This is a genomic window from Serratia sp. EWG9 (assembly GCF_019913725.1).
Lineage (GTDB): Bacteria > Pseudomonadota > Gammaproteobacteria > Enterobacterales > Enterobacteriaceae > Serratia > Serratia ureilytica.
In genome coordinates this window covers 274,639-301,504 of sequence record NZ_JADNRO010000003.1, presented here as the reverse complement: position 1 = coordinate 301,504, position 26,866 = coordinate 274,639, and the positions used below count along the sequence as shown (strand labels likewise).

Below are 26,866 nucleotides of genomic sequence, written 5' to 3'. Positions count from 1 at the left end.
AAACGGCGTCTTACTTCCTTCTCTCCATATACGCCCTCGGCGGGCAGCCCGCCATATTCTTGAAAAAAGTGGCGAAGGCGCTGTCGCTGGAAAACGCCAGCCGACCGGCGACGTCGGATTGGCTCATCCCTGCGGCCAGCATCTCTATCGCTTTGATCAGGCGCCATTGCTGACGCCATTGTTGATAACCGAGCCCGGTTTCACGGCGGAAAATCCGGCTGATGGTTTTCTCGGAAGCGCCGCTATAGCGCGATAGCTCGTGCAGCGGCGGAAGCATGTCCAGATTGGCCAGATGGCGCAGGCGGCGGTCGCTGGGCAGCGGCAGCAGCGTCAGTTCGCGCGGCGCGGCGGCGATCTCGTCCAGGCAGACCGCCAGAATATTGGCGTAAGGCCCATGCTGCCAGTCGGTGTCGAAGGCGGCGAACGCGATGCGTTCCAACACCTCGCGCAGCAGTGGCGAGGCTGTCAGTACGGCAAGCTGCGCAGGCAGACAGGCATAGCGATCGGCGTCGAGATAAAGCGAACGGTAACCGACGACGCCGTTGACCTGAACGCGGTGAGCCACCTGCGGCGGGATCCAGGCGACTCTGCCCGGCGGCAGCATGCAGATGCTTTGGTTGAGCGTGATGCGCATGCTGCCTTGCTGACAGAACAGCAACTGCCCCCTGTCATGCCAATGCGTGCCCGAGTCGTGCTGCGCCAGTTCGGCGGCGATCCCGAGCACCCCGTTGTCGAGCGTATCCGGATTAAAACTGTCCTGCGCCTGAAGCCACGCCATAGTCTGTCCGATTTTGTAAATTTATTGTCTTTTATATTGTAATCGGCGCTGGGACCAGATGCTACCTTGTGCAGCCTATTCTTGGCTACAGGATCTGTTATGCAACGTAAACTGACGCTGACGTTGGCGACGTCGATGATGATGTTTCCCCAGGTGGTGGAGACCATCTACAGCCCTGCATTGACGCATATTGCGCACGGTTTCCGGGTCAGTGCGGAAATGGCGGCGCAAACGCTCTCTTGTTACTTTTTCGCCTTTGCGCTGGGCGTGGTGGTATGGGGGCGGATGTGCGATGTCATCGGGCGGCGTCCCACTATTTTGGCCGGGCTGACGCTCTATCTGCTGGCTTCTCTCGTTGCGCTGTTCAGCGGCAGCTTCAGCGTACTGCTGGCGGCGCGGGTGCTGGCCGCCTTTGGCGCGGCGGTCGGGTCGGTCGGGACGCAAACGGCGATTCGCGATCGCTTCGACGGTTATGAATTGGCGCGGGTGTTCTCGGTGATGGGGATCGCCATGGCGATCAGCCCGGCGGTTGGCGTGTTGAGCGGCGCAGTGCTGACTCACTATTGGGGCTATCAGGGGGTGTTCGGCGGTTTGGCGCTGTTGGCGGCGCTGTTACTGGGCTATGCCGGTTGGCAACTGCCGGAGACGCGTCCGCAGCAGGTGGTGAAGAATTCATTTTTCGGCACGCTGGGACGGATGGTCAAGGACGGGGATATTTGGCTCAGCGCGCTGTTGGTGGCGTTGTTCAATATTTGCATGTTCAGCTATTACCAGCTGGCGCCATTCCACTTCTCGGCGTTGGCGCTGCCGGCACAGTGGTTCGGTTATACCGGTTTGGTGTTGGCGGCCGGGGTGGGTATCGGCGCGGCGATCAACAAGTTTTTGATCGGCAAGCACTGGCTGTTCCCCGCGCTGTTGATGCTGGCCTGCGGATTATCGCTGACCGGCGGCCTGCTGGTACTGCTGCTGGAAGGGACCTTGTGGTTCGTTCTGCCGATGATGCTGGTGGTGATGGCGTACGGTATCGCCATTCCCAATATTCTGGCGCGCGCGCTGCGCCATTATAAAGACTGCATGGGCACCGCCGGCGCCATCCTTGGCCTGATGTATTACCTGATGCTCGGCGGTGGCTTGGTGTTGGCGGGGCTGTCGCAGCACCTGGGCGCCGTGCTGTCGCTCTGCAGCCTCTGCGTGCTGCTGTTGGCGTGGCGGGTGGTGCACAACGAGCGTCGTTTGGCGATGCTTGAGAGTGAAAACGCCTGACGGCTATATGCTGGCCGGTTCACTCAGGTGGCCTGCCAGCAACTGGTGAATGCCGGCTATCACGGCGTCGCGCTGCGTGGTGATATACATATGCCCGCCGGCAAAAGTGCGCTGCTGAAAATCGCCTTGCGCGATCCGGCGCCAGTCGAGCAAATCCTGCCGATCGATCAGCTCGTCGTTTTCACCATAAAACATCGCCAGCGGGGCGGGGTAACCCGGTTGCTCAGGGAAAAGCAATTGGCTGGACAGCATCAGATCGGCACGGATCAGCGGCAGATAGTAATCGAGCAGCGCGCTGTCGTCGATGAGCGACGCATCCAGACCCTCGCCGGCACATAGCGCGTTCAACAAAGCGGCACGCGGCATTCTCAGCAACGAACTGTGGCGCGCCAGGAAGGGCGATGAACTGGCGGAAATGATCAACTGCAGCGGCGGCTGAGGCAGCGCCGTCGCTAACGCCAGCGCAACCCGTCCGCCAAGACTGTGGCCGAAAAAGATCAGCGGTTTGTCCTGCAGTGGCTGCAGTGCCGGCATCAGTTGATTGATGAGTGATTGGGGGTGACAGAGCGGCGCTTCGTTTGCCCGCTCCTCTCGACCGGGGTATTGCACGGCATAGAGTTCGATGTCCTGATGCAACGAGGGGCTCCACCCCTGAAAGGCAGTGGCGCCGGCGCGGCATGAGGAAAAGCGATCAGCCGCAGGCTGCCCTGGCGCCCTGGCGTCAGCGGTTTCAAGCTGCGTGGGGCGTTGGGGAAGTGGGTGCAATGCATGGCGAAATCCGTATTTTCAGGGGGCCAAGGAAGCCTGAACTTCCTTGGCGTTAAGGAACGCATTCAGTTGATGGCGTTCCACAATTCATCGAAGATCGGCGTGAACAGCGTTGATTTCAGATAGTCTGAACCCGATGAACCGCCGGTACCTTTCCGCTGCCCGATAGTACGTTCCACCAGTTTCACATGGCGGTAACGCCACTCCTGCAGCAGTGAATCCAAATCCAGCAGTTGATTGAGCAGCAGCGACTCGCAGCTCGAACGCGTCAGCGATTGCCTGATGATGTCGTCGAAGCCTTGCGCCGCCTGATTGGGCTGATCATTGAGACGCATCAGATGGCCGCGTATTGCCTGCCATAGGGAAACCGGTTGGATGATAGCCGCCAATCGACGCTGTGCCTCTTCATCACCCTGATACTGCTGTAGTTTTTTCGGATTTTCCTTGCCGAGCAGCGCTTCTATGCCGGCGAACTGGTAGGATTGAAAACCGCTGGCGGTGCCGAGATAGCTGCGAAAACGCTGGAATTCGTGAAACTTCAGCGTGCAAATCACGGCGATCTGATTCACCACGGTTTGGGTAATGGCATTGACGCGCGTCATCGTTTCGATCGCCGCCGGTATATCTCCTTCTTCGATCTGCGCGATCGCCAGATGAAGCTCATCGATCAGCTGCTTGAACCAGAGCTCGTAGGTTTGATGAGTGATGATAAACAAGTTTTCATTGCGGTGTTCCGCAGACGGCGAGGCTGGCTGTTGCAGCGACAGCAGCTGGTTTAGCTGCAGATAGCTGGCGTAATTCATGATGTCACTTTCCCTGTAGAAAACGAAAATAAGATGGGCCGGCTGGGAAGGGCATCCCCGCTCAGATCCGGCAGTTGAATGGTCAGAAAATAGTGTCCCGCCGTGGCCTGCGCGGGAACCTGAATCAGCTCGGTCACGGAGGCGTATTTGCGCCCTTCTTGCGGCCTGTCGGGGGCCTCAAGCCCCCAAAAACGTCGATGGTTGTCCATGCGTCCGCCGTCGTATAGACGGTCGATCGACGGAATGTCCACCAACAGATGCTGGACGCCGAGTTCGACGATGCGCGCCAAGGCTTGATGGCTGAAGTAGGGCGCGCAGGACGCGGCGCGGAATTCGCTCGGCGCCTCGACCGCAATCACCAAAGCCTGCAGGTAGTCGCCCGACAACGGCGCCAACGCGTCATCGAGCGCCGCCCGGGTAATCAGCCAATCTTCACAGGCAGCGCTGGCGTTATAGCTCTCCACGGTCGCGTCCGCTCGCTGCGGCCTGATGCGAATCAGGGTGGCGGCGATGAACGGTTCAAGCGGCAAGTCAGCCACGTTGCGCGTTTCAGGAAGAATATGGCCGATGCATTCGGTGTGCGTACCATGGCAGTGCGGCACCAGGCTGATGCGCTCGGCGTTGCAGACCCCGCCATGACGCACGTTGGCGACGGTATCGCCGTAACTCAGCGGCGCCGAGTCGGCGGGGGCCACACCATAAAGGTTGGTTGGGTTATCGGCGAAGTCCAGCCTGGCCGAGAGCCGCAGCGGCTCTCGGTGGTCAAGGTGATGACAACGCCCTTGGTGGTACACCTCAATGCGTTTCATCGGCGACCTCGGCAGTTTTGCTCAAGGCCAGCGCGGTAAGTTCGCGGATCTGGCTGTGCATGATGAATTCGCGGATAGTCAGCGAGACGCCCATCTGTTGACGAATGGCGTGCAGCAGCTGCGGGATCTGCAGTGAATTTCCACCCAGGCTGAAGAAGCTGTCGCAGACGCTGATCTGCGTCTGTGACAATACTTGTTGCCAGATATGCTGCATGGCGCTTTCCGCCTCATTGGCCGCGGGCGTGTAGTCCGCTTCGGAAGCCGAGTAGCGGGTTTCCGGCGCCGGTAGCCGACGGATGTCGATTTTGTTGTTGTTGGTGAGCGGGAAGGCCGACAGCACCACAAAACCGGACGGGATCATGATATTCGGCAAACGGGCTTTCAGCGCCGTGCGTACCGCTTTTTCATTCAGCTCTTCGCCCGACGTTAACTGCAGGTAGCTGACGATGCGGGCCTGCTGGCCTTCACCGACAATTAAACTGAGTGACCGCTCGATATTGTCGAGGGACGATAGACTGAGATCGATTTCGCTCAACTCAATACGGTGGCCGCGAATTTTGACCTGGTGATCGTTCCGGCCGAGATACTCCAGCTGCCCCTGTCGATTAAAACGCACAATGTCGCCGGTGCGGTACATATAGCGCTCGGCGCCGAACGCCTGACGCCGTAGAAAGACCTTATCGCTCAGCGTCGGGTTGCGCCAATACCCCGGCGATACCCCTGCGCCGCCCAGCCACAGCTCACCAAATGCGCCGCTTGGCAGCGGGTTGCCGGCCTGATCCATGACCAGAACCTCAGTCGCCTGGATCGGCGTGCCGATACAGTCGCTTGCGCCTTCGTGAGTCAGATCGGCGCAGGTCGACCAGATGGTGGTTTCCGTCGGGCCATACACCTGCAGCACCCGTGTCGCGATACGTCGCAATTGCGTCAACAGGGCCGCCGGCATTTTCTCGCCGCCGCATAGCACGGTCAGGGGGCGTTGGCTCGCCGCCGGCAGGTGGTGGACGATGGTACTCCAGACGGTAGGTGTCGCTTGAATCACGCTGGGCTGCTGTCGCTCGATAAAGTGATACAGCTTGACCGGATCCATGGCGGTTTCTCGTGGACACAGCGTGACGTGCGCGCCGCCGGCCAGCGAGCAGAACAGTTCCAACCCAAAAATATCGAAGCTGATGCTGGTCAGGCTGAGCACCTTATCGCGCGCGCTCAGCGCCAGCCGCCCGACGAAGTCGTTGGTGAAATTGTTCAGGTTGCCATGCGTGATCATCACCCCTTTGGGGTTACCGGTTGAGCCTGAGGTGTACATGATGTAGGCCAGCGTATCGTCGGCTGGGATCGGCAACGCGTCGGCCGCTGCAGGATGAGAAACCAGCGAGTCGAAACCGACGGCGGGACTGGCCCAACCTTGCTCTGGCTCACCATCGGTCACCAGCAACCGGGCTTGCGCGTTCTCGATCATGTAGCTCACGCGGTCGGCCGGGTAGTGTACGTCAATCGGCACGTAGTGTTTGCCGGCTCTCAGCACGCCGAGCAGGAGCACGGCGACGTGGCAACTTTTCTCCATCATGACGCCGACCGAGAAAGGCCGGCTGTCGATGCGCAGCAATGCATGCGCGACGCGCTCAGACTGCGCCCACAGCTGACGGTAGCTGTACTGTTGCCGTTCGCAGCTGACGGCGAGGCTGTCAGGCTGAGTATGTGCCAACCGGCCAATGTGCATCAGCAGCGAGTCACGTGAACCTGCGTCGGCGTTGACGGCCAACTGTTGCAGCCACTGTTGTTCCCGTTCGCATAGCGGGTTGAGGGCAAGCTGCGCCGTATTGGCCGGCAGGGTGAGCAGTTGCCGCAGCGTTTGCTGATAGTTGTCCAACAGCATTTGCATGCTGGCGGGATAAAACAGTTCGCTGGCGTAATCGAGTTCGATGGTGACGGCGTCCTGTTCCACACTGAAGTTCCAGGTCATATCGAACATCGAGAAGCCGGACGAAAGCGGCAAGCGATGCAGAGTGCAATCGCGCAGGTTTTGTTGGCATACGTCACCGGCGTTCTGCAGGATAGCCATGATCTGGAATAACGGATTTTTATTCGACATCCGTTCGTATTCGATCTGGTGCAAGATCCGGTCGAAGGAGAGCTGCTGATGCTGGTAGGCGCCGATGCAGGTTTCCATCATGTTACCGATCAGTCCGGCCAGGGTGTCCTGTTCGCTCAGTTGGATACGCAGCGGTACGGTATTGACGTGGAAGCCGCTGACCTGCGCCTGATCCAGGTTATCCCGCGCTGCGATGGCGGTGCCGATGACGATATCCTGCTGCTGGGTATAACGGCTGAGCAGCAAACTTAATGCCGCGCAGAGCAAGGCGAAAGGCGTGGCGCCCAGCGCTTTGCCCCGTGACGCCAGCAGACCGGCTACGTCAGGCTGCAGCTGATAATGGATGCGCTCTCCGGCGTGCGTCGGCATTAGCGGGCGCGGTTTATCCAGCGGGAAGTCCAGTTCGCGGCAGTCTTGCAGTTGCTGTTGCCAATAAGCAACATCCGCCGGCGCAGGTGACGCGATGCCGCTATTGACGATGTCGATAGTTTGAATCTGCGGTTGCGGTGCGTCTAAGCCGTGGTGATCGTCGAGCTCGTTATAGCGCTGCCACAGATCGTTAAGGATCAGTTGTTCGCTCCAGGCATCGGTAATAATGTTGTGTTTTACCCAAATCAAAACATGGTGCTGCTGCTGATACTGGACCAGCCGAAGCACCAGCGGCGGACGAGCGGTGATGTCGAAAGGCGTGGCACACAGTTGGCGCACCCACTTTTCTGCCGACAGCGTTTGGCCTTCCACCCAGTGATCGGCAAGGCGAATCGGGGTATGTGGTTCTGCCAACTGATAGGCGATACCGTCGGTTTCGGTGAAACGAGTGCGCAGGCTTTCATGTTTTTCATAAATAAAATTGAGCGCCTGCTCAAAGCGGCCCAGATCAAGCGGGCCCTGGATGCCTATCGCCAGCGGCAGGTTGTAACTGCAGTCGTCAGGATTCAATGCGCTCAGGTACCAAAGCAGGTTCTGCTGTGGGCTGAGCGGCGCGCGGCGTTCGTCGCAGATCGCGATGGCGCGCTCCGCGGCAACGGCCTTATTCTCGATATATTCGGCCAGTTTGCGCACCGTATTGTGGCGGAACAGATCGGCGATGCTCAGGTGGCAGCAAAGATCGCGTGCGACGAGCGCGACGATTTTGCTCATGGTCAGCGAGTGCGCGCCCAGGTTGATGAACTCCTGGGTGACGTCGGCTTGCGGACAGCCGATCGCGTTGGCCACGATGCGCTCGAGAATGGCCTCCGTTTCGGTTTCCGGCGGTGTAAGGCGCTCATTCCGCTCATCCAGTGGCCAGTTTTCCAACTGTTGGCGGGCGATCTTGCCATTGATGGTCAGCGGCAGCGCTGGCAAGAAAATAAAGACGCTGGGGATCGCGGCGGGGTGGAGCAGTGTGACCAACGCGTGGCGCAGCGCGTCGATCGTCAGCTCAGGCGAAGCGGGTTGCACGAAGGCGGCGAGAATTTTGCCCGAGGGCTGGCTGCGAGCGACCACGCAGGCGCTTTCAACCAGTGGATGACTGCGGACGGCGCTTTCCACTTCTCCCATCTCGATGCGCACTCCGCGTATCTTCACCTGGTGATCACGGCGGCCGACGAAAATAATGTTGCCCTGTTCGTCCCATTTGGCGATGTCGCCGGTTCGATAAAGACGCTCTTCGGCCGCCATATACGGTAGCCGACAGATAATGAACTTCTCTGCGCTCAGCGCCTCTTGATGCAGGTAACCGTGCGCCAGGCCGCTGCCGGCGATGCACAGTTCGCCCTCAAAACCGACCGGCAGTGGATTATGGTGGAGATCAAGGATGTGGCAACGGTAGTTTTTCAGCGGTTTGCCAATGCAGTTCCAGGGAACGCCGGGACGATACTCGCACAGCGAAGTGGCAATGGAAGCCTCGGTCGGCCCGTAACCGTTGCACAATCGGGTGCGTTCGGCCCACCAGGCGACGACGTCTGCAGGTGGGGCGTCTCCCATGACGATCATCGTCCGCAGTCCCGGCCACATTTCGCGGGGCAACAATTCCAGAATTGCCGGCGTAATAGTGATATGGCCGATATCGTGTTGAGTCAGATAGTCGTGCAGCGCGCCGACATCGGTATGCAGCTCCGAGGGCGCAAGATAAAGCGTCGCGCCGCTGACTAACGCGCCATAGACGTCCCAGCCGAAGGCGTCGAAACCCAGCGAGGCGATGGCCAGCACGCGGCTGCCTTGCGCCAGTCCAATGAAATCGCGGTGGTTTTGCGCCACGTTGCTCAGGCCTTCCCGCCCGATCATGACGCCTTTGGGCTTGCCTGTCGTCCCGGAGGTATAGCAGACGTAAGCCAGAGCGTCTCGCGATTGAGGGAGTTGCTCCGCATGGATGTTCAGCGAACGGTAATCAATGCTTGATGGCGCAATGCATGGCGCGTCGCCGGAGTGCAACGGCGAGTCGGCCAAAATCAGCGCGGGCTGTACGTCGTCAAGAATGCTTTGATTGCGTGCCGCTGGCGCCTGCGGGTCGAGCAGCACATAGGTTTTATTGCTTTTCAGTATCCCCAACAGCACGATCAGCAGCGTCGCTGACTTGTCCATCGAGACGGCGACGACCGAACTGGCGGCGCCGCTGTGTTCAAGCAGCCAACAGGCAAACTGATCCGAGGCGCGATCGATTTCTCCATAGCTGTATGTCTGGCCATCGGCATGCAGCGCGGCCTGTTGCGGATGAGCGGCGGCGGCGTGGCGGAACAAAGCGATGACGTCGTGCGCCAGGAGCTCGGCATCGTCGGTTGCGTTGAATTGGCTCAGGCGATGTAACGTGTGAGGTTGAGTAACAATGGGCGCGGCGATGGGATCGGCCGGATCTGCCAATAGCGCGTCAAGATAGTCGGTGAACGCGTTGAAACGCATGTCGTCGCCATACAGGGTAAGCTGAGTGCCGTCACCGCAAGCCGCTACGTCGACCATCACTCGTGGCTGGGCATAGCGTCCCTGTTTGAGCGCGCCGGTTTCATTAAAGAAGAAATGTTGCAGCTGTGCGGGGGACGTGATGTCCGCTACCGGCACCGTATGGAAGTCGGCGCCGGGTTGCCAGGTGAGATGGCAGAGATCGCTGCCGCAACGTCCCTGCATCTGATCGCCAAGACGTTCCATCAGCAATGCGGTCAATTCGCGCATGCGCGTCGGTGATTCGGCATAGTATTTACGCGCCAAGCGGTAGGGAAGTTCTTGTACCGGCGGTATACCGCCACGCGACAGCTCGACCACAATGTCGACAAGCCTTTCCTGCAGCAGGGGAAGTTGGGCGTCAGCGGCCATATCCGACAGCGCATCGCACAGATAAGCGGCCTGGCCGGCGGAGCTAAAGTACAGAGAGAAGTGTTCTTGGTTTTGCAGGGTGTCAATGTCGTTAATATTTTTTTTATTGGTTGCGAGCGTCAGCAGATTTTTTCCCTGCTGTTGCAGTCGTCGTATTGTTTCAGCGTTATTTTCAGTGGTGATAATAAGGTCGAGCTTTTCGGTTGGGCGGTGTTCGAGACTGATAAAGCTAACCTGATGGCCGTATTCCTGGATTTCGTCGGTTAATAATTTACCGCAGGCGCTGTCGCCGAAATAGCCAATATGAAGTAATTCCATTTTTGCTTCCTGAGAATAATGGTTTCCCTTGCGGAATATCAAAGGTGCTGGATTTTTATACCGGTTAATTAGATTTTTGCATGCAGCGCATCGGCGATAGGCAAATCAGCCAGAATGCCCGATTTATTCAGCGCCACCAACATTTGCTCCGTGACGATATTATTGGTTTCCCACGGTTTAACATGCGTTGCTGGATAAGTGTCTGCGATGATGTCGATAATTTCCGCTTCTGTCAGTCCGAGTTGGCGCAACATGCAGGCGCTGAAATCTTTGGCGATAGCGTCGGTTGCGTAGCCTTCCAGGAAAGCCAAAATCGGTTGTTGCAACGCTTGCTTGGTGGCCGCGTCGCTGTGGCGCCAGATATGGCTCAGCACCTGCTGTGAGAAGCGGGCATGGCGGCCTTCATCCGCAACGTGATCTTTCATCACCAGATAGAAGGTCGGGAAGATATCTTCGTTGTTGATCACATCGATCAGATCGGTCGTCAGCGCCTGCTCCGACAGGGACACGCAAACCAGTCGCAGCAGCTCGCGCAGCCGTTCGTCGCCCATTGCCAACGATTGCGCCAGGGCATAGGAGGCCTCGGTATCTTTTGGCATCGGCAGCGGCGCAATGGACGTCATCTGCTCTACCTGATTGATCAGATCCAGCGCCACCAGGGCGTGATAGGACTCATCCACGACCACGGTCAGCGCGTCTAAGCGCATTTCAAGCGGAAAGTCTACGCCGACCGCGTTTTTGTAGAGCTTGTAACTGGAATCATTGATGATATCCAACTCGATGTTGGCGATGCCATTCAGGTAATGGTAGAGGGTTTGTACCTGAATATAGCGCAAGGCTTGTTCACCGAGCGCGGCAACGCGCGGATGGAGGCACAGCGGCAGACGTTCGAGGGGGAAGAAAAGGGTTGATTGGCTGTCCTGTTCGTTGAGAAGGCGACGCGGGCGGGAGCGGACAATCGCGGCGCGATCCCATTTTTTCAACGTGGTTTCAATGAGGCTCATCGGTTAATCCTTATTAATAGAGTTCTATTTCAATATCCGATTGTGAATAGGCGCAGCAGGCCAGAATAATATTCTCTTCTAACTCCTCTTCGCATAAGGCACTCTGTTTTTCATGGCGTATATTTCCGCTGATTAGAAGTAATTTGCAACAGCCGCACCTCCCCTTTCGGCATAGGTTGGGAATGTCGATATTTAATCTTTCAAAGTTTTCAAGCAGCGACGTTTCAGGACAAAAGTCACCGATGCCCGCGCCATCAAAAATAACTTGATGACCTTCGGGCCCTGTATTTGCAGACATGGCGTGTTATTCCCTATGGAAGTCAGTGAGTGAGATCACATTTTAAAATTCATATAAGTAAATTGTTATTAATAATAGGTTGTGAGTTTTAATGGGGAGTAACGATAGCTTTGGCTTTGTTTATTGTCAACACGACACATTAAAAACATTAACATTATATTAAAGGTTGTTTCACATAATATAGTTCATATTCAAACTTTATTGCCTGGATTGTTTAGCAATTCTTATTATTGCTTGTTTTATAATATCAATAGGCAAAAATCGTTGTTCAGTGAATGGAAAACAGGACGTCGCCGCCTTCCAATGATAGCCTGAGCGACAATTTGGTTTTGATAACGCAAACAGGAAGATGACATGTTGAAAACCGCAGGCTGGCTGCTGCCCGCCATCGTGGCGCTGGCGGGGTGTTCGTCATCCGGCGAACGTCATGGACAAACCCTCAGCCAGGCGCTGGCGGCCCTCGGCCAGGACAAGGCGTTGGTCGGGGCGTCGAACGGCGTGATGGTGCGCGATGCCGACAGCGGCAAGGTGCTGTATCAGGCGCACGCGGAGCAGCGTTTGGCGCCGGCTTCCAACATGAAGATCTTCACTTCTTTGGCGGCGTTCGGCGTGCTGGGGGCGGATTACCGGTTTGAAACCCGGCTGCTGACCGCCGGCGAGCAGCGCGGCGACACGTTGCGGGGAAATCTCTATCTGCAGGGCAGCGGCGATCCGACGCTGCATCCGGACGATCTCGACACCTTCGCCGCGGCGCTGGCGCAGCGCGGCATCCGTCATATACAGGGGCGGTTGTTGCTGGACGCCGGCGCCTTCGATCAAACGCCATTCGGCGCCGGCTGGAGCTGGGACGATGAACCCTTCGCCTTCGCTGCGCCGATCTCGGCGCTGAACTACGCCTTTACCCCCGGCGGCGATATCAACGTGGTGCAGGTGGATGTGCGGCCGGGCGCTCGCGCCGGCGCGCCGGGACGGGCGAGCTTCTATCCCGCCAATGACGCGGTGACGCTGGTCAATCGCACCACCACCGGCAGTGACACCGCGCTGACGTACGAGCGCCGGCCGGGCAGCAACCGGATCGTGGTCAGCGGCACCATCGCCGCACAGGCGGAGGCCAGCTCGCGATTGATTACCGTCGATCAACCGGCCCTCGTCGTCGGCGCTTTATTGCAACATGCTCTGCGCGCGCACGGCATCACCCTGCGCGGCAACGCTGAAGAGGGCGTGACGCCGGCCGGCGCACAGCTGCTGGCGCAAAAAACCTCGCCGCCGCTCTCCCGCCTGGTCGTCACCTTCCTGAAAGTGTCCAATAACGGCTACGGCGAGATATTGACCAAGGCGATGGGCCGCAAGACGCAGGGCAAAGGGGATTGGGCCGCCGGCCTTCAGGCGATAAACGGATTTGTGCAAAGCCAGGGCATCGCGGCCGACGCGTATCGCCAGGTGGACGGTTCAGGGCTGTCGCGCATGAACCAGATCACGCCGCAACAGCTGACGACGCTGCTGCTGGCGGCCAGAAAACAGCCGTGGTTCGCCGACTGGTATCGCGCCTTGCCCGTCGCGGGCGAGCCGGGGTTGCTGGTGGGCGGCACGCTGCGTAACCGCATGGTGAAAAGTGCGGCGGCGGGGCGCGCTCACGCCAAGAGCGGTTCCATGACCGGCGTATCGTCGCTCAGCGGCTATGTTGATTCGGCGACCGGGCGGCCGCTGGCGTTCGCCATCATCAGCAATAACTATCTGGTGCCCGGCGCGCAGGTGAAGGCGCTGGAGGACCGCCTGGTAGAAACGCTGGCGGCCTGTGACGCCACGGTGGTGTGCCGCTGAGTACGCGGCGTCAGTCGCGTTTGGCGATGTCGGCGAAGCTGCCGGCCAGCAGGCGGCACAGATCGGCGGCGGCCAGCTCGATATCCAGCCCGCGTTTGCCGCCGGAAACGTAAATGGTGGCGAACGCTTGCGCCGGACTGTCGATCACCGTCGGCAGCCGTTTTTTCTGCCCCAGCGGGCTGATGCCGCCCACCAGATACCCGGTGACGCGCTGCGCCAGCTGCGGATCGGCCATCTCGGCCTTTTTGGCGCCGAGGGCGCGGGCAACCTTTTTCAGATCCAACTGGGTTGCGACCGGCGTGACCGCCACCGCCAGGTGTTTGGCGTCGCCGTTCAGCGCCACCAGCAAGGTTTTGTAAACCCGATCGGCATCCAGCCCCAGCTTTCTCACCGCTTCGTCACCGAAGTTGGTTTCGTCACTGTCGTGGTGATAAGGATGAAGGGTGAAGGCGACCTTTTGTTTCTCAAGCAGAACGACTGCGGGCGTCATGATGTGTTGTCCAAAATGTCCCCGGCGGGGAAGGGGTGATAACCAGTCTTAAAAATACAAAAATCCAACCTGCCCGGCAACCTGAGCGGCTGTTACATAAAGCGGGTTGCCAAGATATTCACCGGGTTGCTACCCTGTTTACTGTAACCGTTAACACGGTTGCTATGCGTATAACTAGAATACAAGAAATTCCTCTTTGACTGGCCAATAGCGATATTGGCCACTTTTTTACCCCTGCGGCTGCAGCATCGCCGGCAGGTTATCCTCGCCATACAGGTGCAATGCGCCAACCGCCACCACATAGTCTCCGGCCGGCAGCGCCTCCAGCTGACGCCGCCAGTCGCGATTGCGCTGATGCATCAGCACGTCGTAAAGCCCGGCGCTGAAGGTGGCCGGCAGCGTGTCCAGCGTGCCGCGCGGTTTGGCGTCCAGCCACCAGCTCACCATGGTTTGCAGCAGCCGCGCGTTGGTATGCCAGTGCTCCAGCGTATCGCGCAGCAGCGCGATGCCGCCTTCCGGTAGCTGTTCCAGCAGCGCCAACTGCTGCTGCGCCCCCTCGAGTTCGATCACCGGTTTGTCCTGCGCTCTGGCGGCCTGCAGCAGCTGATAATCTACGCCGTACTCTGCGCGCAGCCCCAGACGCTGAGCCTGCCGCGCCTGCATCATCAGCGCCACCTGCCAGCCGGGCAGGGTGGCGAAGGCGTGCGGATCGGCGCCCAGTTCGTGGCACAGCGCCAGCAGCTGTTGATATTCTTCGGCGGACAGGCGCTGTTCCAGCTCCGGCTGTTGCTCTGCGTGGTCGAAAGGGGAGGCGGCACTGGTGATATCGGCTTCGACGATCAGCGCGTCGGCCTGTTGCAGCCGGGCGGCCAGCCGGGGCGGCAGCGGCGACATATCGATGGTGCCCATATGGATGCTGCCCACCAGATGGAGCCGACGCTCGCCCGGTAGAGTGATGTCCAGCGCCGGATAAGCGTAACTTTTGGGCGAGATCAGGCCGAGAAAGGCGGCGAGGCGGCGTAACAGTTGACCCATACGGCGTGGCTCCTGAATAACGGGTGCGCGTTTTCGCGTGCAAGGCGAGGGAAAATCGTCATTCATGCTAAACGCTATCCGCCGCGCAGGGAAGCCCGGAAAACAGCGGGGCGCCTTGACGGCGCCCCGGAGCTTACTTCCTGGGTTTAAAACGCAGCAGCCGGTTGGCGTTGCTGACCACGGTAATCGACGACAGCGCCATCGCCGCGCCCGCTACCACCGGGCTGAGCAGCGTGCCGGTCAGCGGGTAGAGCACGCCGGCGGCGATCGGAATGCCCAGCGTATTGTAGATAAAGGCGCCGAACAGGTTCTGCTTCATGTTGCGCAGCGTGGCCTTCGACAGTTCCACCGCATCCGCCACGCCGTGCAGGCTGTGACGCATCAGGGTGATGGCGGCGGTCTCGATGGCGATGTCGCTGCCGCCGCCCATCGCGATGCCCACGTCGGCCTGCGCCAGCGCCGGGGCGTCGTTGATGCCGTCGCCGACCATCGCCACGCGTTGGCCCTGCGCCTGCAGCTGTTTGATCGCCGCCGCTTTGCCGTCCGGCAGCACGCCGGCAATCACCCGATCGATACCGGCCTCTTTGGCGATGGCGTTGGCGGTCACCGGGTTGTCGCCGGTCAGCATCACCAGCTGATATCCCTGCTGGTGCAGGCGCTGCAGCGCCGCGACGCTGTCCTCGCGCAGCGGATCGCGAATGGCGAACAGCGCAGCCGGTTTACCGTCAACGGCCAGCAGCACCGGCGTCACGCCGCGTTCGGCCTGGGCGCGCATCGGCGCCTCCAGTTCGTCGGCCGCGACCTGATGTTGTTTCAGCAGCGCGGCGTTGCCCAGCAGCACCTGCACGCCGTCGATCTCCCCGCTGACGCCGGCGCCGCGCAGGGTGCGGAACTGCGCCACCTGCGGCAGCGTTTGCCCGGCGGCGCGTTCCATGATGGCGCGCGCCAGCGGGTGATTGGAGCCTTGTTCCAGCGCGGCGGCCCAGCCGAGCGCCTGCTGTTCGCTGACCTGATTGAAGGTCAGGATCTCCACCACCTGCGGTTTCCCTTCGGTCAGGGTGCCGGTTTTATCGAACACCAGGGTATCCAACTGGCTGGCCTGCTGCAGGGCGTCGGCGTCGCGCACCAGCACGCCGAATTCCGCCGCGCGGCCCACGCCGGAGATGATCGACATCGGCGTCGCCAATCCTAACGCACATGGGCAGGCGATGATCAGCACCGTGGTGGCGATCACCAGCGTATAGACCAGCTGCGGCTGCGGACCAAAGAAGTACCACACCGCCGCGCTGAACAGGGCGATCGCCACCACCGCCGGCACGAACACCGCCGAGACGCGGTCGGCCAACTGGCCAATCGCCGGCTTACTGCTCTGCGCCTGACGCACCAGTTTGATGATGCGCGCCAGCGTGGTTTGGCTGCCGATGGCGGCGGCGCGGAACAGCACGCTGCCGTCGTCGACTACCGTCCCGGCATGCACCGTGTCGCCGGGGCCTTTCTGCTGCGGCACCGCTTCGCCGGTCAGCATCGCTTCATCAAGCCAGACTTCGCCCTGCACGATTTCACCGTCGACCGGCACGCGATCGCCGGTGGTCAGCCGCAGCGTCATGCCGAGCTGCACCTCCGCCAGCGGAATATCGCGCTCGCCGTCGTCAGTCACCAGCCGCGCGGTGGGCGGCGTCAGATCGAGCAGCCGCTCCAGCGCCTGCGAAGAACGTTGGCGGGCGCGCTGTTCCAGCGCATGGCCGAGGTTGATCAAACCGATGATCATCGCGCTGGCCTCGTAATAGAGGTGACGCGCCTCCATCGGGAAGAAATCGGGCCAAATGTTGACGGCGATCGAATAGAGCCAGGCGGCGCCGGTGCCGAGCGCCACCAGGGTATCCATGGTGGCGCTGCCGTTCATCAATGCGCGCCAGGCGTTGCGGTAGAAGTGCCCGCCGGCGAACACCATCACCGCCAGGGTAATGACGCCGACCAGCAGCCAGGGGCGCTGGGTTTCCGGCGTCAGCGTCATGCTGCCGCCGAACAGCCCCCAGGCCATCAGCGGAATACCTAACGCCAGCCCCAGCGCCGCCTGCCAGCTAAAGCGCTTCATGTTGGCGCGTGCGGTCTGTTGCTGACGTTCGCGGCGTTCGGTTTCGTCCTGAATCATCTCGGCGCCGTAGCCGGCTTTTTCCACCGCCGCCACCAGCGCCTGCGCATCGGCGGCGCCGGTCACCAGCGCGCTGCGCTCCGCCAGGTTGACGCGCGCGTGCTCCACGCCGGGAACGCTTTGCAGCGCCTGCTGCACCTTATTGACGCAGCTGGCGCAGGTCATGCCGCTGAGCAGCAGCTGTACGCTGTCGTCCGCGCTGTCGGTTGCCGGAAGAGAAGGCTGCGCCGCTGGCTGAACGTCCGGCAACGAAGGTGTTGCGTCAGTCAACGGCTCAGTTTTTGGGACGACGGCGCCCGCCACGCTGGCGTGATAACCGGCATGTTCCACCGCGGCGATCAGCGCCTGCGGATCGGCATCGCCGTACACTTTCGCGTTGTCGATCTCGACGTCGGCGGCGAACACGCCCGGCACCGCTTCCAGCGCCTTGCGGGTGCTGCCGACGCAGTGCATGCAGCTCAGGCCGCTCAGCTGTAATTCGGTGTCGGCGCGCGGCGCGACTTCTGCCTGATAGCCGGCGGCGATCACGCTGTCGATCAATGCGCTGTCCGGCGCTTCGCCGGTCACTTTGGCGTAATGGACGTTAACCTCCGCCTGTTCGACATCGCTGCGGCTTTCCAGGGCTTTTTTCACCCGCTGCGCGCAGTTCATGCAGGACAACCCCTGCAATGCCAGCATAGTGGTGTGTGACATGATTGAACTCCTTGCGTAGAGGCGGTGTTTAAAGGTTGACCGCCTGACCTGTTTTCACTAAGAATGGAGCTTAAACCTTCCAGCAAGGGTAAGGTCAAGGAGGGAAAATGAATATTAGCGACGTCGCGAAAAAACCGGTTTAACCAGCAAGACGATTCGTTTTTACGAAGAGAAAGCGTTGATTACCGCCCCGATCCGCAGCGACAACGGTTACCGCCACTATTCCGCCAAGCATGTCGAAGAGCTGACGCTGCTGCGCCAGGCGCGGCAGGTGGGCTTCAACCTGGACGAGTGCCGCGAACTGGTAGCGTTGTTCAACGATCCGGCCCGCCACAGCGCCGACGTGAAGGCGCGCACGCTGCAGAAGGTGGCGGAGATCGAAAAGCACATCAGCGAGCTGGGGAACATGCGCCAGCGCCTGTTGACGCTGGCGGAACAATGCCCGGGCGACGAGGGGGCGGAGTGCCCCATCATCAATAACCTGGCGGGGTGTTGTCGTTCTAATTAACGGCTGATGGCACGGATCACCAGCGTGACCCCTTCCACCGCCACCACTTCCACTTCGGTGCCGGCGGGCAGATCTTCCGCCGCCTGCGCGCGCCAGCTGCTGTCGCCGATATTGATGCGCCCCATGCCGTTGTGCATCGGCTCCGTCAGCGTGGCGCGGGTGCCGATCAGCTGACGGTTGCGCTGGTTGAGCACCGGCGAACCGCCGGATGCGGCCGCCGGGCGGCGACGCAGCCAGTACCACCACAGATAGGCGACGACGACGGTCAGGACGGCGAAGATCACGCCTTGCCATTCCCAGGAAAGCGGTGGCAGCAGCCAGATCAAGGCGCCGACCAACAGCGCCGCCACGCCGCTCCACAGCAGGTAGCCGCCGGCGCCGAGCATTTCCGCCGCCAGCAGCACGCCCCCGAGGGAGAGCCAGAACCACAGCGGATTCGCCGCGATCAGTTCGAGCATGATTATTTGCCTTTGCTTTCTTTCAGCAGTTCGGTAATGCCGCCGATCGAGCCGAGCAGGCTGCTGGCGTCCAGCGGCATCATCACCACCTTGCTGTTGTTGGAGGAACCGATCTTCTGCAGAGCATCGGTGTATTTCTGCGCCACGAAGTAGTTCACCGCCTGAATGTTGCCGCTGGCGATGGCGTCGGACACCAGCTGGGTGGCGCGCGCCTCGGCCTCGGCGGCGCGCTCACGCGCTTCCGCCTGCAGGAACGCCGACTGACGTTCGCCCTCGGCCTTCAGGATCTGCGATTGCTTCTCCCCTTCGGCGCGCAGAATGGCCGCCTGACGCACCCCCTCCGCCTCCAGGATGTCGGCGCGCTTGGTGCGCTCGGCCTTCATCTGGGCGTTCATCGAGGCGATCAGTTCTGCCGGCGGCCGCACGTCGCGGATCTCGATACGGGTGATTTTCACCCCCCAAGGGTTGGTCGCTTCATCGACGATGTGCAGCAGGCGGCTGTTGATGCTGTCGCGCTGCGACAGCATTTCGTCCAGCTCCATCGAGCCGAGCACGGTGCGGAAGTTGGTCATGGTCAGGTTGACGATCGCCTGTTCGAGGTTGCTGACCTCGTAGGCGGCGCGCGCCGGATCGACCACCTGGATAAAGCACACCGCGTCGATGGCGACGTTGGCGTTATCGCGGGAAATCACCTCTTGGGAAGGGATGTCCAGCACCTGCTCCATCATGTTGATTTTGCGGCCGATGCGGTCCATGAACGGCACCACCAGGTTCAGGCCCGGCATCAGCGTTTTGGTGTAGCGGCCGAAGCGTTCTACCGTCCATTGGAACCCCTGCGGCACAATTTTGACGCCGGCGAACACCACAATCAGTGCGACGACGATCACGATGGGAATAAAAGTAAGCATGCAAACCTCCTGTCAGACATATGTAAACAGATATTACGACAGCGCCGGAAAAATGCCTACTGATACCGCGACTTAATCCAGGGCGCTGACGCAACCCGCGAGCGGTGGATCCCGCGTCTGGAACAGAGTGTTGTCACGACAAGTGTGGCACAGCTGAAAAATAAGTATGCCTAAATGGCATGATTTCAATAATTTTTATTCATTTCATGATGTTGCTCGCCTTGGCTAGAGTAAAAACACCCCCGTGTTTACCGTCAAAAATTTGTCATTTTCATTTGCGACTATGCTTTTTGAAATGACATTTCGGCCAAGGATTGTTATGGATTCGCTCAGTGTTGATGAACTCGCCCAGAAGAACGATCGCTGGTATCGCATTGTGGAGGAGATGTTGGCGGAAGCCGGCGTCGCCATCAACGGCCCGCGTGCCTGGGATATCCGGGTGAATAACCCGGCGCTGTTCAAACGCATTTTGCAGGAAGGCTCGCTCGGCTTCGGCGAAAGCTATATGGACGGCTGGTGGGAGTGCGAACGGCTGGACATGCTGTTCACCCGCATTCTGCAGGCCGGCGTCGATGAACGGCTGCCGAAAAGCCTGAGCGACATCGCGCGCATCGCCTATGCCCGGCTGTTCAATCGCCAATCGCGCAAGCGTGCCTGGCAGGTGGGCAAAGAGCACTACGACATCGGCAACGACCTGTTCCGGGCGATGCTCGATCCTTATATGCAATACTCCTGCGGCTACTGGAAAGAGGCGCAGACGCTGGAGCAGGCGCAGCAGGCCAAGCTCAGGATGATCTGCGAAAAACTGCAGTTGAAACCGGGCATGACGCTGCTGGATATCGGCTGCGGCTGGGGCGGATTGGCGCAGTTTGCGGCGCAAAACTACGGCGTCTCGGTGCACGGCGTGACCATTTCGGCCGAGCAGCAGAAGCTGGCGCAGGAACGCTGCGCCGGGCTGGACGTCGAGATCTTGCTGCAGGATTACCGCGATCTGGATCGTCAGTTCGATCGCATCGTGTCGGTCGGCATGTTCGAGCACGTCGGGCCGAAAAACTATGAGACCTATTTTAGCGTCGCGGCGCGCAACCTGAAGCCGGATGGCCTGTTCCTGCTGCACACCATCGGTTCCAATCAGACCGATCTCAACGTCGACGCCTGGATAGACAAATACATCTTCCCCAACGGCTGCCTGCCTTCGGTGCGGCATATCGCCGAGGCCAGCGAAGGGCGTTTCGTGATGGAGGATTGGCACAACTTTGGCGCCGATTACGATCGCACGCTGATGGCCTGGCTGGAGAATTTCAAACGGGCGTGGCCGGATCTGATGGGCGGTTATTCCGAACGCTTCGAGCGCATGTTCACCTATTACCTGAACGCCTGCGCCGGCGCGTTCCGTTCGCGCAACATTCAGCTGTGGCAGGTGTTGTTCAGCCCGGCGGGCGTGGAGGGCGGGGTGCGGGTCTATCGCTAATCCCCGTCATATTCAAGCTGGCTGCACGTTCGAGCCCTGGTCGCTTAGCTATCTAAGCGCCCAGGGCTTTTCACATTTGCCGCCTGGATGCAGCTTCAAGTATGACGGAGATCAGTACAGCAGGGAGTACAGCTGGCGGCGATATTTAGCGGCCAGCGCGTCGCCGGTGCCGAGTGCGGCCAAAATGTCCATCAGGGTTTTGCGCGCGCTGCCGTTGGCGGCGGCCAGATCTTTCTTCAGATGCCCCATCAGCAGTTCCAGCGCTTCTTCGTTACGCCCGACCTGATGCAGTTGCAGCGCCAGCTGCACCGCCAGTTCGACGTTGTCCGGCTGCTGCTGCACCTGCTGTTGCAGCTGTTGGATTTCCGGCGTGTCCGCCGCCTGCTTCAACAATTCAATCTGCGCCACCAGACCTTGATAGCGGGTATCGCGATCCTGCAGCGGGATGGTCGCCAGCACCGCTTCAGCGTCTTCGCTGCGGCTGAGCGCGATCTGAGTTTCGGCCAGCGTCAGGCCGATGTCGCTGCGCTGTTGGCTGCTCTGCCAGGCGTCTTTCAGCAGCGGCAGCGCTTCGGCGGCGTTGCCGGCGGCCAGCAGCTCCTGCGCCTGTGCCAGTTTCAGATCTTCTTCCTTCGGCAGGAAACGCTGCAGCAAATCGCGGATCGCTTCTTCCGGCTGCGGGCCCTGGAAGCCGTCGACCGGCTGACCGTCTTTGAACAGGTAGACCGTCGGAATGGAACGCAGCCCGAATTGCGAGGCGATCATCTGTTCGGCGTCGCAGTCCACCTTGGCCAGAATGAACTGACCGGCGTATTCCGCCGCCAGCTTGTCCAGCACCGGCGTGAGCTGCAGGCAGTGTTGGCTGCGCTCGGACCAGAAGTAGAACAGCACCGGTGTGGACATCGATTGTTCCAGCGTCTGGTGCAGGTTAGTTTCGTTAATATCAACAACAGCTTGAGCTAGCATCTTTTTTCTCTCTGATCGTGCGGAGCCATGGGGTGTAGATGGGGGCGCGCCGCCATTCTTCAACCCCGTCGGGCGAATTAAGCGTTGCTGCGCAGCAGCCAATCCAGACAGCGGCCCGGCAAAATGCGGCGCAGCACGCTCATCGCGTGCGCCAGCAGGGTGACCGGATAGCGCAGTTTGGCGCGCGGGCTTTCCAGCGCGTGGCGCAGTTTGGGCAGAATGGCCTCCGGCGGCAGCGTCAGGCGCTTGGCGATGCCGGGATTGTGCACCGGTTTGTCGCTCTGCGCCTGGTTGACGTTCTGGCTAAAGTGGGTGGAGATCGGCCCCGGTTCGATCAGGCTGACCTGAATGCCGCTGCCGTGCAGCTCCATGCGCAGCGCGTCCGACCAGGCTTCCAGCGCGAACTTGCTGGCGGCGTAGGCGCCGCGCCCGGCGCTGGAGACCAGGCCCATCACCGAACTGGTCTGAATGATCCGCCCTTCGCCGTGCGGCAGCATCGCCGGCAACAGCAGTTGGGTCAGTTGGTGGGTGCCGAACAGGTTGGTGGCGAACTGCCGTTCCAGCTGGCTGCGCGAAATGCGGCTGAGCGGGCCGTAAACGCCGAAACCGCCGTTATTGAACAGACCGTACAGTCGGCCGTCGGTCAGCGCGATCACCTCGGCGGCGGCGCGCTCGACGCTGGCGCTGTCGTCCAGATCCAGCTCGATGCCTTCCAGCCCGAGCTGGCGCATGTTTTCCACGTCCTGCGGCTTGCGGCAGGCGGCCAGCACCCGGTAGCCGCGGTTGCGCAGATCCTGCGCCGCAATCAAGCCAATCCCGCTGGAACAGCCGGTTATCAATACCGCTTTTTGCATAACTTTACCTAGTGTACGACCCTAATTTAGTGAGACTCATGCTTTACTAGAGGCTCCAGGCGCTCCGCCATCCAGGTGGCGATAAACGGCTGGGCGTCCCCATTGGGGTGCAATCCGTCATCCTGCATCCATTCCGGCTTCACCACCACCTGTTCCATATAGAACGGCAGCAGCGGAATGTTGAACTGCTTGGCCAGTGCCGAGTAGACGGCGCCGAACGCTTCAGTATAGCGGCGGCCGTAGTTCGGCGGGATGCGGATCTGCATCAGCAGCGGCTGCGCGCCGGCCTGCTGCACCAACGTGATGATTTGGCCGAGATCGCGCTGTACGTCCTGCGCCGGGAAGCCGCGCAGGCCGTCGTTGGCGCCCAGCTCGATCAGCACCCAGCGCGGCTGATGCTGTTTCAGCAGCGCGGGCAGACGCGCCAGCCCCTGCGCGGCGGTGTCGCCGCTGATGCTGGCGTTGACCAGCTGCGGCGCACCCGGTTTTTTCTGCCACTGTTCGGCCAACAGCGTCGGCCACGCCCGCTCGATCGGCAGGCGGTAACCGGCGCTTAAACTGTCGCCTAAAATCAACAAGGTATCGGCGGCGGCAGCGCGTAAACTGAATAATCCCAACAGCAAAAGGAAGGGAAGATGCCAGCGGAAAACGTTCTTGAAGTTCATCATCTTAGTAAACACGTTGGTCAGGGTGAGCATCAGCTCACCATCCTTACCGGAGTCGAGCTGCTTGTCAAACCCGCGCAGACGATCGCCCTGATCGGCGAATCCGGATCGGGGAAATCGACCTTGCTGGGCATTTTGGCCGGGCTGGATGACGGCAGCGAAGGCGAGGTACGCTTGCTCGGCGAGTCGCTGACCGCGCTGGACGAAGAGGGGCGCGCCGCGCTGCGCGCCAGGGACGTCGGTTTCGTGTTTCAGTCGTTCATGCTGGTGCCGACGCTGAACGCGCTGGAGAATGTGCAGCTGCCGGCGCTGTTGCGCGGCGAGAGCGACAGACAGAGCCGCGAGCAGGCGGTGCAGCTGCTCGAGCAGTTGGGGCTGGGGAAACGGCTCGATCACCTGCCGGCGCAGCTGTCCGGCGGCGAGCAGCAGCGCGTGGCGCTGGCGCGCGCCTTCAGCGGCCGACCGCGGGTGCTGTTCGCCGATGAACCGACCGGCAACCTCGATCGTCAGACCGGCGATCGCATCGCCGACCTGCTGTTTTCCCTCAACCGCGATTTTGACACCACCCTGATCCTGGTGACCCATGACGAAACCCTGGCGGCGCGCTGCCAGCGGCGGCTGCGGCTGCGCGAAGGCAAGCTGTGGGAGGAAGCATGATCTGGCGCTGGTTCTGGCGCGAATGGCGTTCGCCGTCGCTGCTGATCGTGTGGCTGGCGCTGACGCTCTCCGTCGCCTGCGTGCTGGCGCTGGGCAGCATCAGCGATCGCATGGACAAAGGGCTCAGCCAGCAGAGCCGCGATTTTATCGCCGGCGATCGGGTGCTGCGCAGCGCGCATCCGGTGCCGGAAGGCTGGCTGCTGGACGCGCAGCAACAAGGGCTGAAGGTGAGCCGTCAGCTGTCGTTCACCACCATGACCTATGCCGGCGATCGGCCGCAGCTGGCGGACGTGAAAGCCACCGATTTGGCCTATCCGCTGTACGGCAAGCTGGAAACGCGCCCGGCCAACATCCAGCCCGAACCGGGCAGCGTGCTGGTGGCGCCGCGTTTGCTGGCGCTGCTGAACGTGAAAGTGGGGGATTCGCTGGAGGTCGGCGACACCACGCTGCGCATCGCCGGTGAAATCATTCAGGAGCCGGACGCCGGTTTCAATCCATTCCAGACCGCGCCGCGCATCATGATCAACCTGGCGGACGTCGATAAGACCGGCGCAGTGCAGCCGGGCAGCCGCCTGACCTATCGTTACATGTTCGCCGGCGCCGAGCCGGATATTCAGCGTTACGAAGAACGGCTGACGCCGCAGTTGACGCCGGATCAGCGCTGGTTCGGGCTGCAGGAATCCGGCAGCGCGCTGGGCAAGTCGCTGCAGCGCTCCCAACAGTTCCTGCTGTTGTCGGCCCTGCTGACGCTGCTGTTGTCGATCGCCGCCGTGGCGGTGGCGATGAGCCACTATTGCCGCAGCCGCTACGATCTGATCGCGGTGCTGAAAACCCTTGGCGCCGGGCGCGGCGCGCTGCGCAAATTGATCGTCGGCCAGTGGCTGGCGGTGATGGCGCTGGCGGCGGTGTGCGGCGGGGCGATCGGGCTGGCGTTCGAGGCGCTGTTGATTCGCCTGCTGAAGCCGGTGTTGCCGGCCGCGTTGCCCGCCGCCGGCGTCTGGCCGTGGCTGTGGGCGCTCGGTGCGCTGGTGCTGATTTCGCTGCTGGTCGGGTTGCGGCCGTATCGCCAGTTGCTGGCCACCCAGCCGCTGCGGGTGCTGCGTCGCGATGTGGCGGCCAACGTCTGGCCGCTGCGCTATTTCCTGCCGGTGACGGCGGCGATCGTGGTCGCGTTGTTGGTGTTGCTGATGGGAGCCAGCACGTTGCTGTGGGCGATCCTGGCGGGCATGGCGGTGCTGGCGCTGCTGCTGGGCGGTATAGGGTGGGGCAGCCTGCTGCTGTTGCGCCGCATCACGCTCAAGAGTCTGGCGCTGCGGCTGGCGGTCAACCGCCTGCTGCATCAGCCGTGGGTGACCATCAGCCAGTTGGCGGCGTTCTCGCTGTCGTTCATGCTGTTGGCGCTGCTGTTGGTGCTGCGCGGCGATCTGCTCGAACGCTGGCAGCAACAGCTGCCGCCGGACAGCCCGAACTATTTCCTGCTCAACATGACCGAGGCGCAGGTGCCGCAGGTGAAAACTTTCCTGCAGCAGCACCAGATCAAACCGGAAACCTATTACCCGATCGTCCGGGTGCGCCTGACCGAGATAAACCAGCAGGTGGCGACCGAACGGGTGCATGAAGACGATCCGGGCGGCGAGGCGGTGAACCGTGAGCTGAACCTGACCTGGCTGGCCGAGCTGCCGGATCACAATCCGCTGGTGGCGGGCAATTGGCCGCCGAAAAGCGGCGAAGTCTCGATGGATGAAGGCATCGCCGGGCGGCTGAAGATCAAGCTGGGCGACACGCTGACCTTCAGCGGCGATACCCAGGCGTTCAGCGCCAAAGTCACCAGCCTGCGTCAGGTGGATTGGGAAAGCCTGAAGCCGAACTTTTACTTTATCTTCCCGCCGGGCGCGCTGGGCGGCCAGCCGCAGACCTGGCTCACCAGCTTCCGCTACGACGGCGACGGCCGGATGTTGACCCAGCTCAACCGCCAGTTCCCAACGCTCAGCCTGCTGGACATCGGCGCGATCCTGAAACAGGTCGGCGGCGTGCTGCAACAGGTCAGCCGCGCGCTGGAGGTGATGGTGGTGCTGGTGGTGCTGTGCGGCGGCCTGCTGCTGCTGGCGCAGGTGCAGGTCGGCATGCGTCAGCGGCGGCAGGAGTTGGTGGTCTATCGCACGCTGGGCGCCGGTAAACGGCTGCTGCGCCGCACGCTGTGGTGTGAGTTTGCCCTGCTGGGGCTGGTGGCGGGCATCGCGGCGGCGGTGGGGGCCGAAGCGGCGCTGTGGCTGCTGCAAAGCCGGGTGTTCGACTTCCCGTGGACGCCGACGCCGGTGCTGTGGTGGGCGCTGCCGCTGGCCAGCGCGCTGCTGCTGTCGCTGTGCGGCGGCTGGCTGGGCGTGCGCTTGCTGCGCGGCCGGGCGCTGTTCCGCAGTTATGATGGCTGATCTGGCGATCGCAGGCCCGTTGCCGCCAAGCGTGGCCGGGCCTGCCGATTTTCTTTCGCGCGTCACTGGCGCAATTCCTCTTCATGCCCATTCATTGTGAAATCGATTACATTTATGTCATATCGATACGTTTGCCATTGGTCATCGGTGTAGCGGATAGTTGGCTGACTTCGCCTGTTTTACGCATTGATTTAGAGGGTTACGCATGGATTAAGTGAATTCATCCGCCATAAAAAACGGCCTAAAAAGATTTAATGGAATGTAACCGTTTTCACTAATGTGATCGCACTCACTTATCTCCGACGCATTGCCTCCTATCATGTCGCACACTGATGACCGTT

Annotated in this window: 20 protein-coding genes and 1 pseudogene; 6 read left to right on the top strand and 15 right to left on the bottom strand. The window is 60.9% G+C overall.

All coding sequences use genetic code 11. The features are described 5' to 3' along the window. Positions 1 to 10: 10 nt before the first annotated feature. Positions 11 to 778: a helix-turn-helix domain-containing protein gene (locus ITX55_RS09615; protein ID WP_033642122.1), complete on the bottom strand. Its 768-nt coding sequence runs from the start codon at positions 776 to 778 to the stop codon at positions 11 to 13. A 99-nt stretch (positions 779 to 877) separates the two neighbouring features. Between ITX55_RS09615 and ITX55_RS09610 the strand changes: the two genes are divergently transcribed. Continuing rightward, a complete protein-coding gene (locus tag ITX55_RS09610) occupies positions 878 to 2,041 on the top strand; it encodes a multidrug effflux MFS transporter (protein ID WP_164057368.1) in 1,164 nt (387 codons plus the stop codon). A 3-nt stretch (positions 2,042 to 2,044) separates the two neighbouring features. Here ITX55_RS09610 and ITX55_RS09605 read toward each other — a convergent pair whose 3' ends face one another. The 6 genes from ITX55_RS09605 to ITX55_RS09580 all read right to left on the bottom strand — a co-directional run bounded on the left by ITX55_RS09605 (position 2,045) and on the right by ITX55_RS09580 (position 11,418). Then, the gene (locus ITX55_RS09605) at positions 2,045 to 2,806 is read right to left on the bottom strand and encodes a thioesterase II family protein (protein WP_255612306.1); all 762 of its coding nucleotides are present in this window, start codon (positions 2,804 to 2,806) and stop codon (positions 2,045 to 2,047) included. 68 nt (positions 2,807 to 2,874) lie between these two features. Next, entirely contained in the window at positions 2,875 to 3,612 is a 738-nt protein-coding gene (locus ITX55_RS09600; protein WP_042783814.1) for a tryptophan 2,3-dioxygenase family protein, read from the bottom strand. Next, positions 3,609 to 4,421: a cyclase family protein gene (locus tag ITX55_RS09595; protein WP_108680252.1), complete on the bottom strand. Its 813-nt coding sequence runs from the start codon at positions 4,419 to 4,421 to the stop codon at positions 3,609 to 3,611. Before ITX55_RS09595 ends, ITX55_RS09600 begins: the two co-directional genes overlap by 4 nt. Then, a complete protein-coding gene (locus ITX55_RS09590) occupies positions 4,408 to 10,116 on the bottom strand; it encodes a non-ribosomal peptide synthetase (RefSeq protein WP_108680253.1) in 5,709 nt (1,902 codons plus the stop codon). Before ITX55_RS09590 ends, ITX55_RS09595 begins: the two co-directional genes overlap by 14 nt. A gap of 68 nt (positions 10,117 to 10,184) precedes the next feature. Beyond that, entirely contained in the window at positions 10,185 to 11,120 is a 936-nt protein-coding gene (locus ITX55_RS09585; protein ID WP_033651120.1) for a diiron oxygenase, read from the bottom strand. Positions 11,121 to 11,133: 13 nt separating this feature from the next. Continuing rightward, positions 11,134 to 11,418, bottom strand: coding sequence for a 2Fe-2S iron-sulfur cluster binding domain-containing protein (locus ITX55_RS09580; RefSeq protein ID WP_108680254.1), 285 nt, complete (start codon positions 11,416 to 11,418; stop codon positions 11,134 to 11,136). A gap of 354 nt (positions 11,419 to 11,772) precedes the next feature. On the opposite strand from ITX55_RS09580, the gene dacB reads away from it, so the two are divergent. After that, the gene (dacB, locus tag ITX55_RS09575; protein WP_108680255.1) at positions 11,773 to 13,239 is read left to right on the top strand and encodes a D-alanyl-D-alanine carboxypeptidase/D-alanyl-D-alanine-endopeptidase; all 1,467 of its coding nucleotides are present in this window, start codon (positions 11,773 to 11,775) and stop codon (positions 13,237 to 13,239) included. Between the two features lie 10 nt (positions 13,240 to 13,249). Here the strand turns inward: dacB and ybaK are convergent, their stop codons facing one another. The 3 genes from ybaK to copA all read right to left on the bottom strand — a co-directional run bounded on the left by ybaK (position 13,250) and on the right by copA (position 17,609). After that, positions 13,250 to 13,729, bottom strand: a complete 480-nt coding sequence (gene ybaK / locus ITX55_RS09570) for a Cys-tRNA(Pro)/Cys-tRNA(Cys) deacylase YbaK (protein ID WP_004940240.1) — start codon at positions 13,727 to 13,729, stop codon at positions 13,250 to 13,252. A gap of 228 nt (positions 13,730 to 13,957) precedes the next feature. Beyond that, a complete protein-coding gene (locus tag ITX55_RS09565) occupies positions 13,958 to 14,764 on the bottom strand; it encodes a TraB/GumN family protein (protein ID WP_108680256.1) in 807 nt (268 codons plus the stop codon). Positions 14,765 to 14,897: 133 nt separating this feature from the next. Beyond that, positions 14,898 to 17,609, bottom strand: coding sequence for a copper-exporting P-type ATPase CopA (gene copA, locus ITX55_RS09560; RefSeq protein WP_033651123.1), 2,712 nt, complete (start codon positions 17,607 to 17,609; stop codon positions 14,898 to 14,900). A 107-nt stretch (positions 17,610 to 17,716) separates the two neighbouring features. Between copA and cueR the strand changes: the two are divergent. Continuing rightward, positions 17,717 to 18,117 (top strand): annotated as a pseudogene (gene cueR, locus ITX55_RS09555) (Cu(I)-responsive transcriptional regulator). Here cueR and ITX55_RS09550 read toward each other — a convergent pair. Together ITX55_RS09550 and ITX55_RS09545 are read right to left on the bottom strand one after the other, a co-directional pair. Next, positions 18,114 to 18,575 carry an NfeD family protein gene (locus ITX55_RS09550; protein ID WP_033642133.1) on the bottom strand — a complete coding sequence of 154 codons (462 nt, stop codon included), beginning with the start codon at positions 18,573 to 18,575 and terminating at the stop codon, positions 18,114 to 18,116. The pseudogene cueR and the gene ITX55_RS09550 sit on opposite strands and share 4 nt — an antisense overlap. A 2-nt stretch (positions 18,576 to 18,577) precedes the next feature. Beyond that, complete coding sequence (locus ITX55_RS09545; protein ID WP_004940203.1) at positions 18,578 to 19,483, bottom strand: SPFH domain-containing protein; 906 nt, start codon at positions 19,481 to 19,483, stop codon at positions 18,578 to 18,580. A gap of 319 nt (positions 19,484 to 19,802) precedes the next feature. Between ITX55_RS09545 and cfa the strand changes: the two genes are divergently transcribed. Further along, complete coding sequence (gene cfa, locus ITX55_RS09540) at positions 19,803 to 20,954, top strand: cyclopropane fatty acyl phospholipid synthase (protein WP_108680257.1); 1,152 nt, start codon at positions 19,803 to 19,805, stop codon at positions 20,952 to 20,954. Positions 20,955 to 21,065: 111 nt separating this feature from the next. On the opposite strand, the gene ITX55_RS09535 is transcribed toward cfa, so the two are convergent. The 3 genes from ITX55_RS09535 to tesA form a co-directional block, all read right to left on the bottom strand. Next, positions 21,066 to 21,920: a co-chaperone YbbN gene (locus ITX55_RS09535; RefSeq protein ID WP_033642135.1), complete on the bottom strand. Its 855-nt coding sequence runs from the start codon at positions 21,918 to 21,920 to the stop codon at positions 21,066 to 21,068. 77 nt (positions 21,921 to 21,997) lie between these two features. Next, positions 21,998 to 22,774 (bottom strand): SDR family oxidoreductase, encoded by a 777-nt coding sequence (locus ITX55_RS09530; protein ID WP_004940195.1) that lies wholly within the window; start codon positions 22,772 to 22,774, stop codon positions 21,998 to 22,000. Positions 22,775 to 22,800: 26 nt separating this feature from the next. Beyond that, the gene (gene tesA / locus ITX55_RS09525; protein WP_223085037.1) at positions 22,801 to 23,439 is read right to left on the bottom strand and encodes a multifunctional acyl-CoA thioesterase I/protease I/lysophospholipase L1; all 639 of its coding nucleotides are present in this window, start codon (positions 23,437 to 23,439) and stop codon (positions 22,801 to 22,803) included. Between tesA and ybbA the strand changes: the two genes are divergently transcribed. Together ybbA and ybbP are read left to right on the top strand one after the other, a co-directional pair. Continuing rightward, the gene (ybbA, locus tag ITX55_RS09520) at positions 23,410 to 24,096 is read left to right on the top strand and encodes a putative ABC transporter ATP-binding protein YbbA (RefSeq protein WP_046897614.1); all 687 of its coding nucleotides are present in this window, start codon (positions 23,410 to 23,412) and stop codon (positions 24,094 to 24,096) included. The two genes, tesA and ybbA, sit on opposite strands and share 30 nt — an antisense overlap. Beyond that, complete coding sequence (ybbP, locus tag ITX55_RS09515) at positions 24,093 to 26,525, top strand: putative ABC transporter permease subunit YbbP (protein WP_108680258.1); 2,433 nt, start codon at positions 24,093 to 24,095, stop codon at positions 26,523 to 26,525. The genes ybbA and ybbP overlap by 4 nt, the downstream gene beginning before the upstream one ends. The last annotated feature ends 341 nt before the right edge of the window (positions 26,526 to 26,866 follow it).

Excerpts from the sequence above, each read along its gene's own strand:
- ITX55_RS09550 (WP_033642133.1), bottom strand. The coding sequence starts at position 18,575 with ATGCTCGAACTGATCGCGGCGAATCCGCTGTGGTTCTGGCTCTCCCTC.
- ITX55_RS09585 (WP_033651120.1), bottom strand. The coding sequence starts at position 11,120 with ATGAGCCTCATTGAAACCACGTTGAAAAAATGGGATCGCGCCGCGATT.
- ybaK (WP_004940240.1), bottom strand. The coding sequence starts at position 13,729 with ATGACGCCCGCAGTCGTTCTGCTTGAGAAACAAAAGGTCGCCTTCACC.
- ybbA (WP_046897614.1), top strand. The coding sequence starts at position 23,410 with ATGCCAGCGGAAAACGTTCTTGAAGTTCATCATCTTAGTAAACACGTT.
- ybbP (WP_108680258.1), top strand. The coding sequence starts at position 24,093 with ATGATCTGGCGCTGGTTCTGGCGCGAATGGCGTTCGCCGTCGCTGCTG.
- ITX55_RS09595 (WP_108680252.1), bottom strand. The coding sequence starts at position 4,421 with ATGAAACGCATTGAGGTGTACCACCAAGGGCGTTGTCATCACCTTGAC.
- ITX55_RS09545 (WP_004940203.1), bottom strand. The coding sequence starts at position 19,483 with ATGCTTACTTTTATTCCCATCGTGATCGTCGTCGCACTGATTGTGGTG.
- dacB (WP_108680255.1), top strand. The coding sequence starts at position 11,773 with ATGTTGAAAACCGCAGGCTGGCTGCTGCCCGCCATCGTGGCGCTGGCG.
- ITX55_RS09565 (WP_108680256.1), bottom strand. The coding sequence starts at position 14,764 with ATGGGTCAACTGTTACGCCGCCTCGCCGCCTTTCTCGGCCTGATCTCG.
- ITX55_RS09610 (WP_164057368.1), top strand. The coding sequence starts at position 878 with ATGCAACGTAAACTGACGCTGACGTTGGCGACGTCGATGATGATGTTT.
- cfa (WP_108680257.1), top strand. The coding sequence starts at position 19,803 with ATGGATTCGCTCAGTGTTGATGAACTCGCCCAGAAGAACGATCGCTGG.
- ITX55_RS09615 (WP_033642122.1), bottom strand. The coding sequence starts at position 778 with ATGGCGTGGCTTCAGGCGCAGGACAGTTTTAATCCGGATACGCTCGAC.
- ITX55_RS09600 (WP_042783814.1), bottom strand. The coding sequence starts at position 3,612 with ATGAATTACGCCAGCTATCTGCAGCTAAACCAGCTGCTGTCGCTGCAA.
- ITX55_RS09530 (WP_004940195.1), bottom strand. The coding sequence starts at position 22,774 with ATGCAAAAAGCGGTATTGATAACCGGCTGTTCCAGCGGGATTGGCTTG.
- ITX55_RS09590 (WP_108680253.1), bottom strand. The coding sequence starts at position 10,116 with ATGGAATTACTTCATATTGGCTATTTCGGCGACAGCGCCTGCGGTAAA.
- ITX55_RS09535 (WP_033642135.1), bottom strand. The coding sequence starts at position 21,920 with ATGCTAGCTCAAGCTGTTGTTGATATTAACGAAACTAACCTGCACCAG.
- copA (WP_033651123.1), bottom strand. The coding sequence starts at position 17,609 with ATGTCACACACCACTATGCTGGCATTGCAGGGGTTGTCCTGCATGAAC.
- tesA (WP_223085037.1), bottom strand. The coding sequence starts at position 23,439 with ATGAACTTCAAGAACGTTTTCCGCTGGCATCTTCCCTTCCTTTTGCTG.
- ITX55_RS09580 (WP_108680254.1), bottom strand. The coding sequence starts at position 11,418 with ATGTCTGCAAATACAGGGCCCGAAGGTCATCAAGTTATTTTTGATGGC.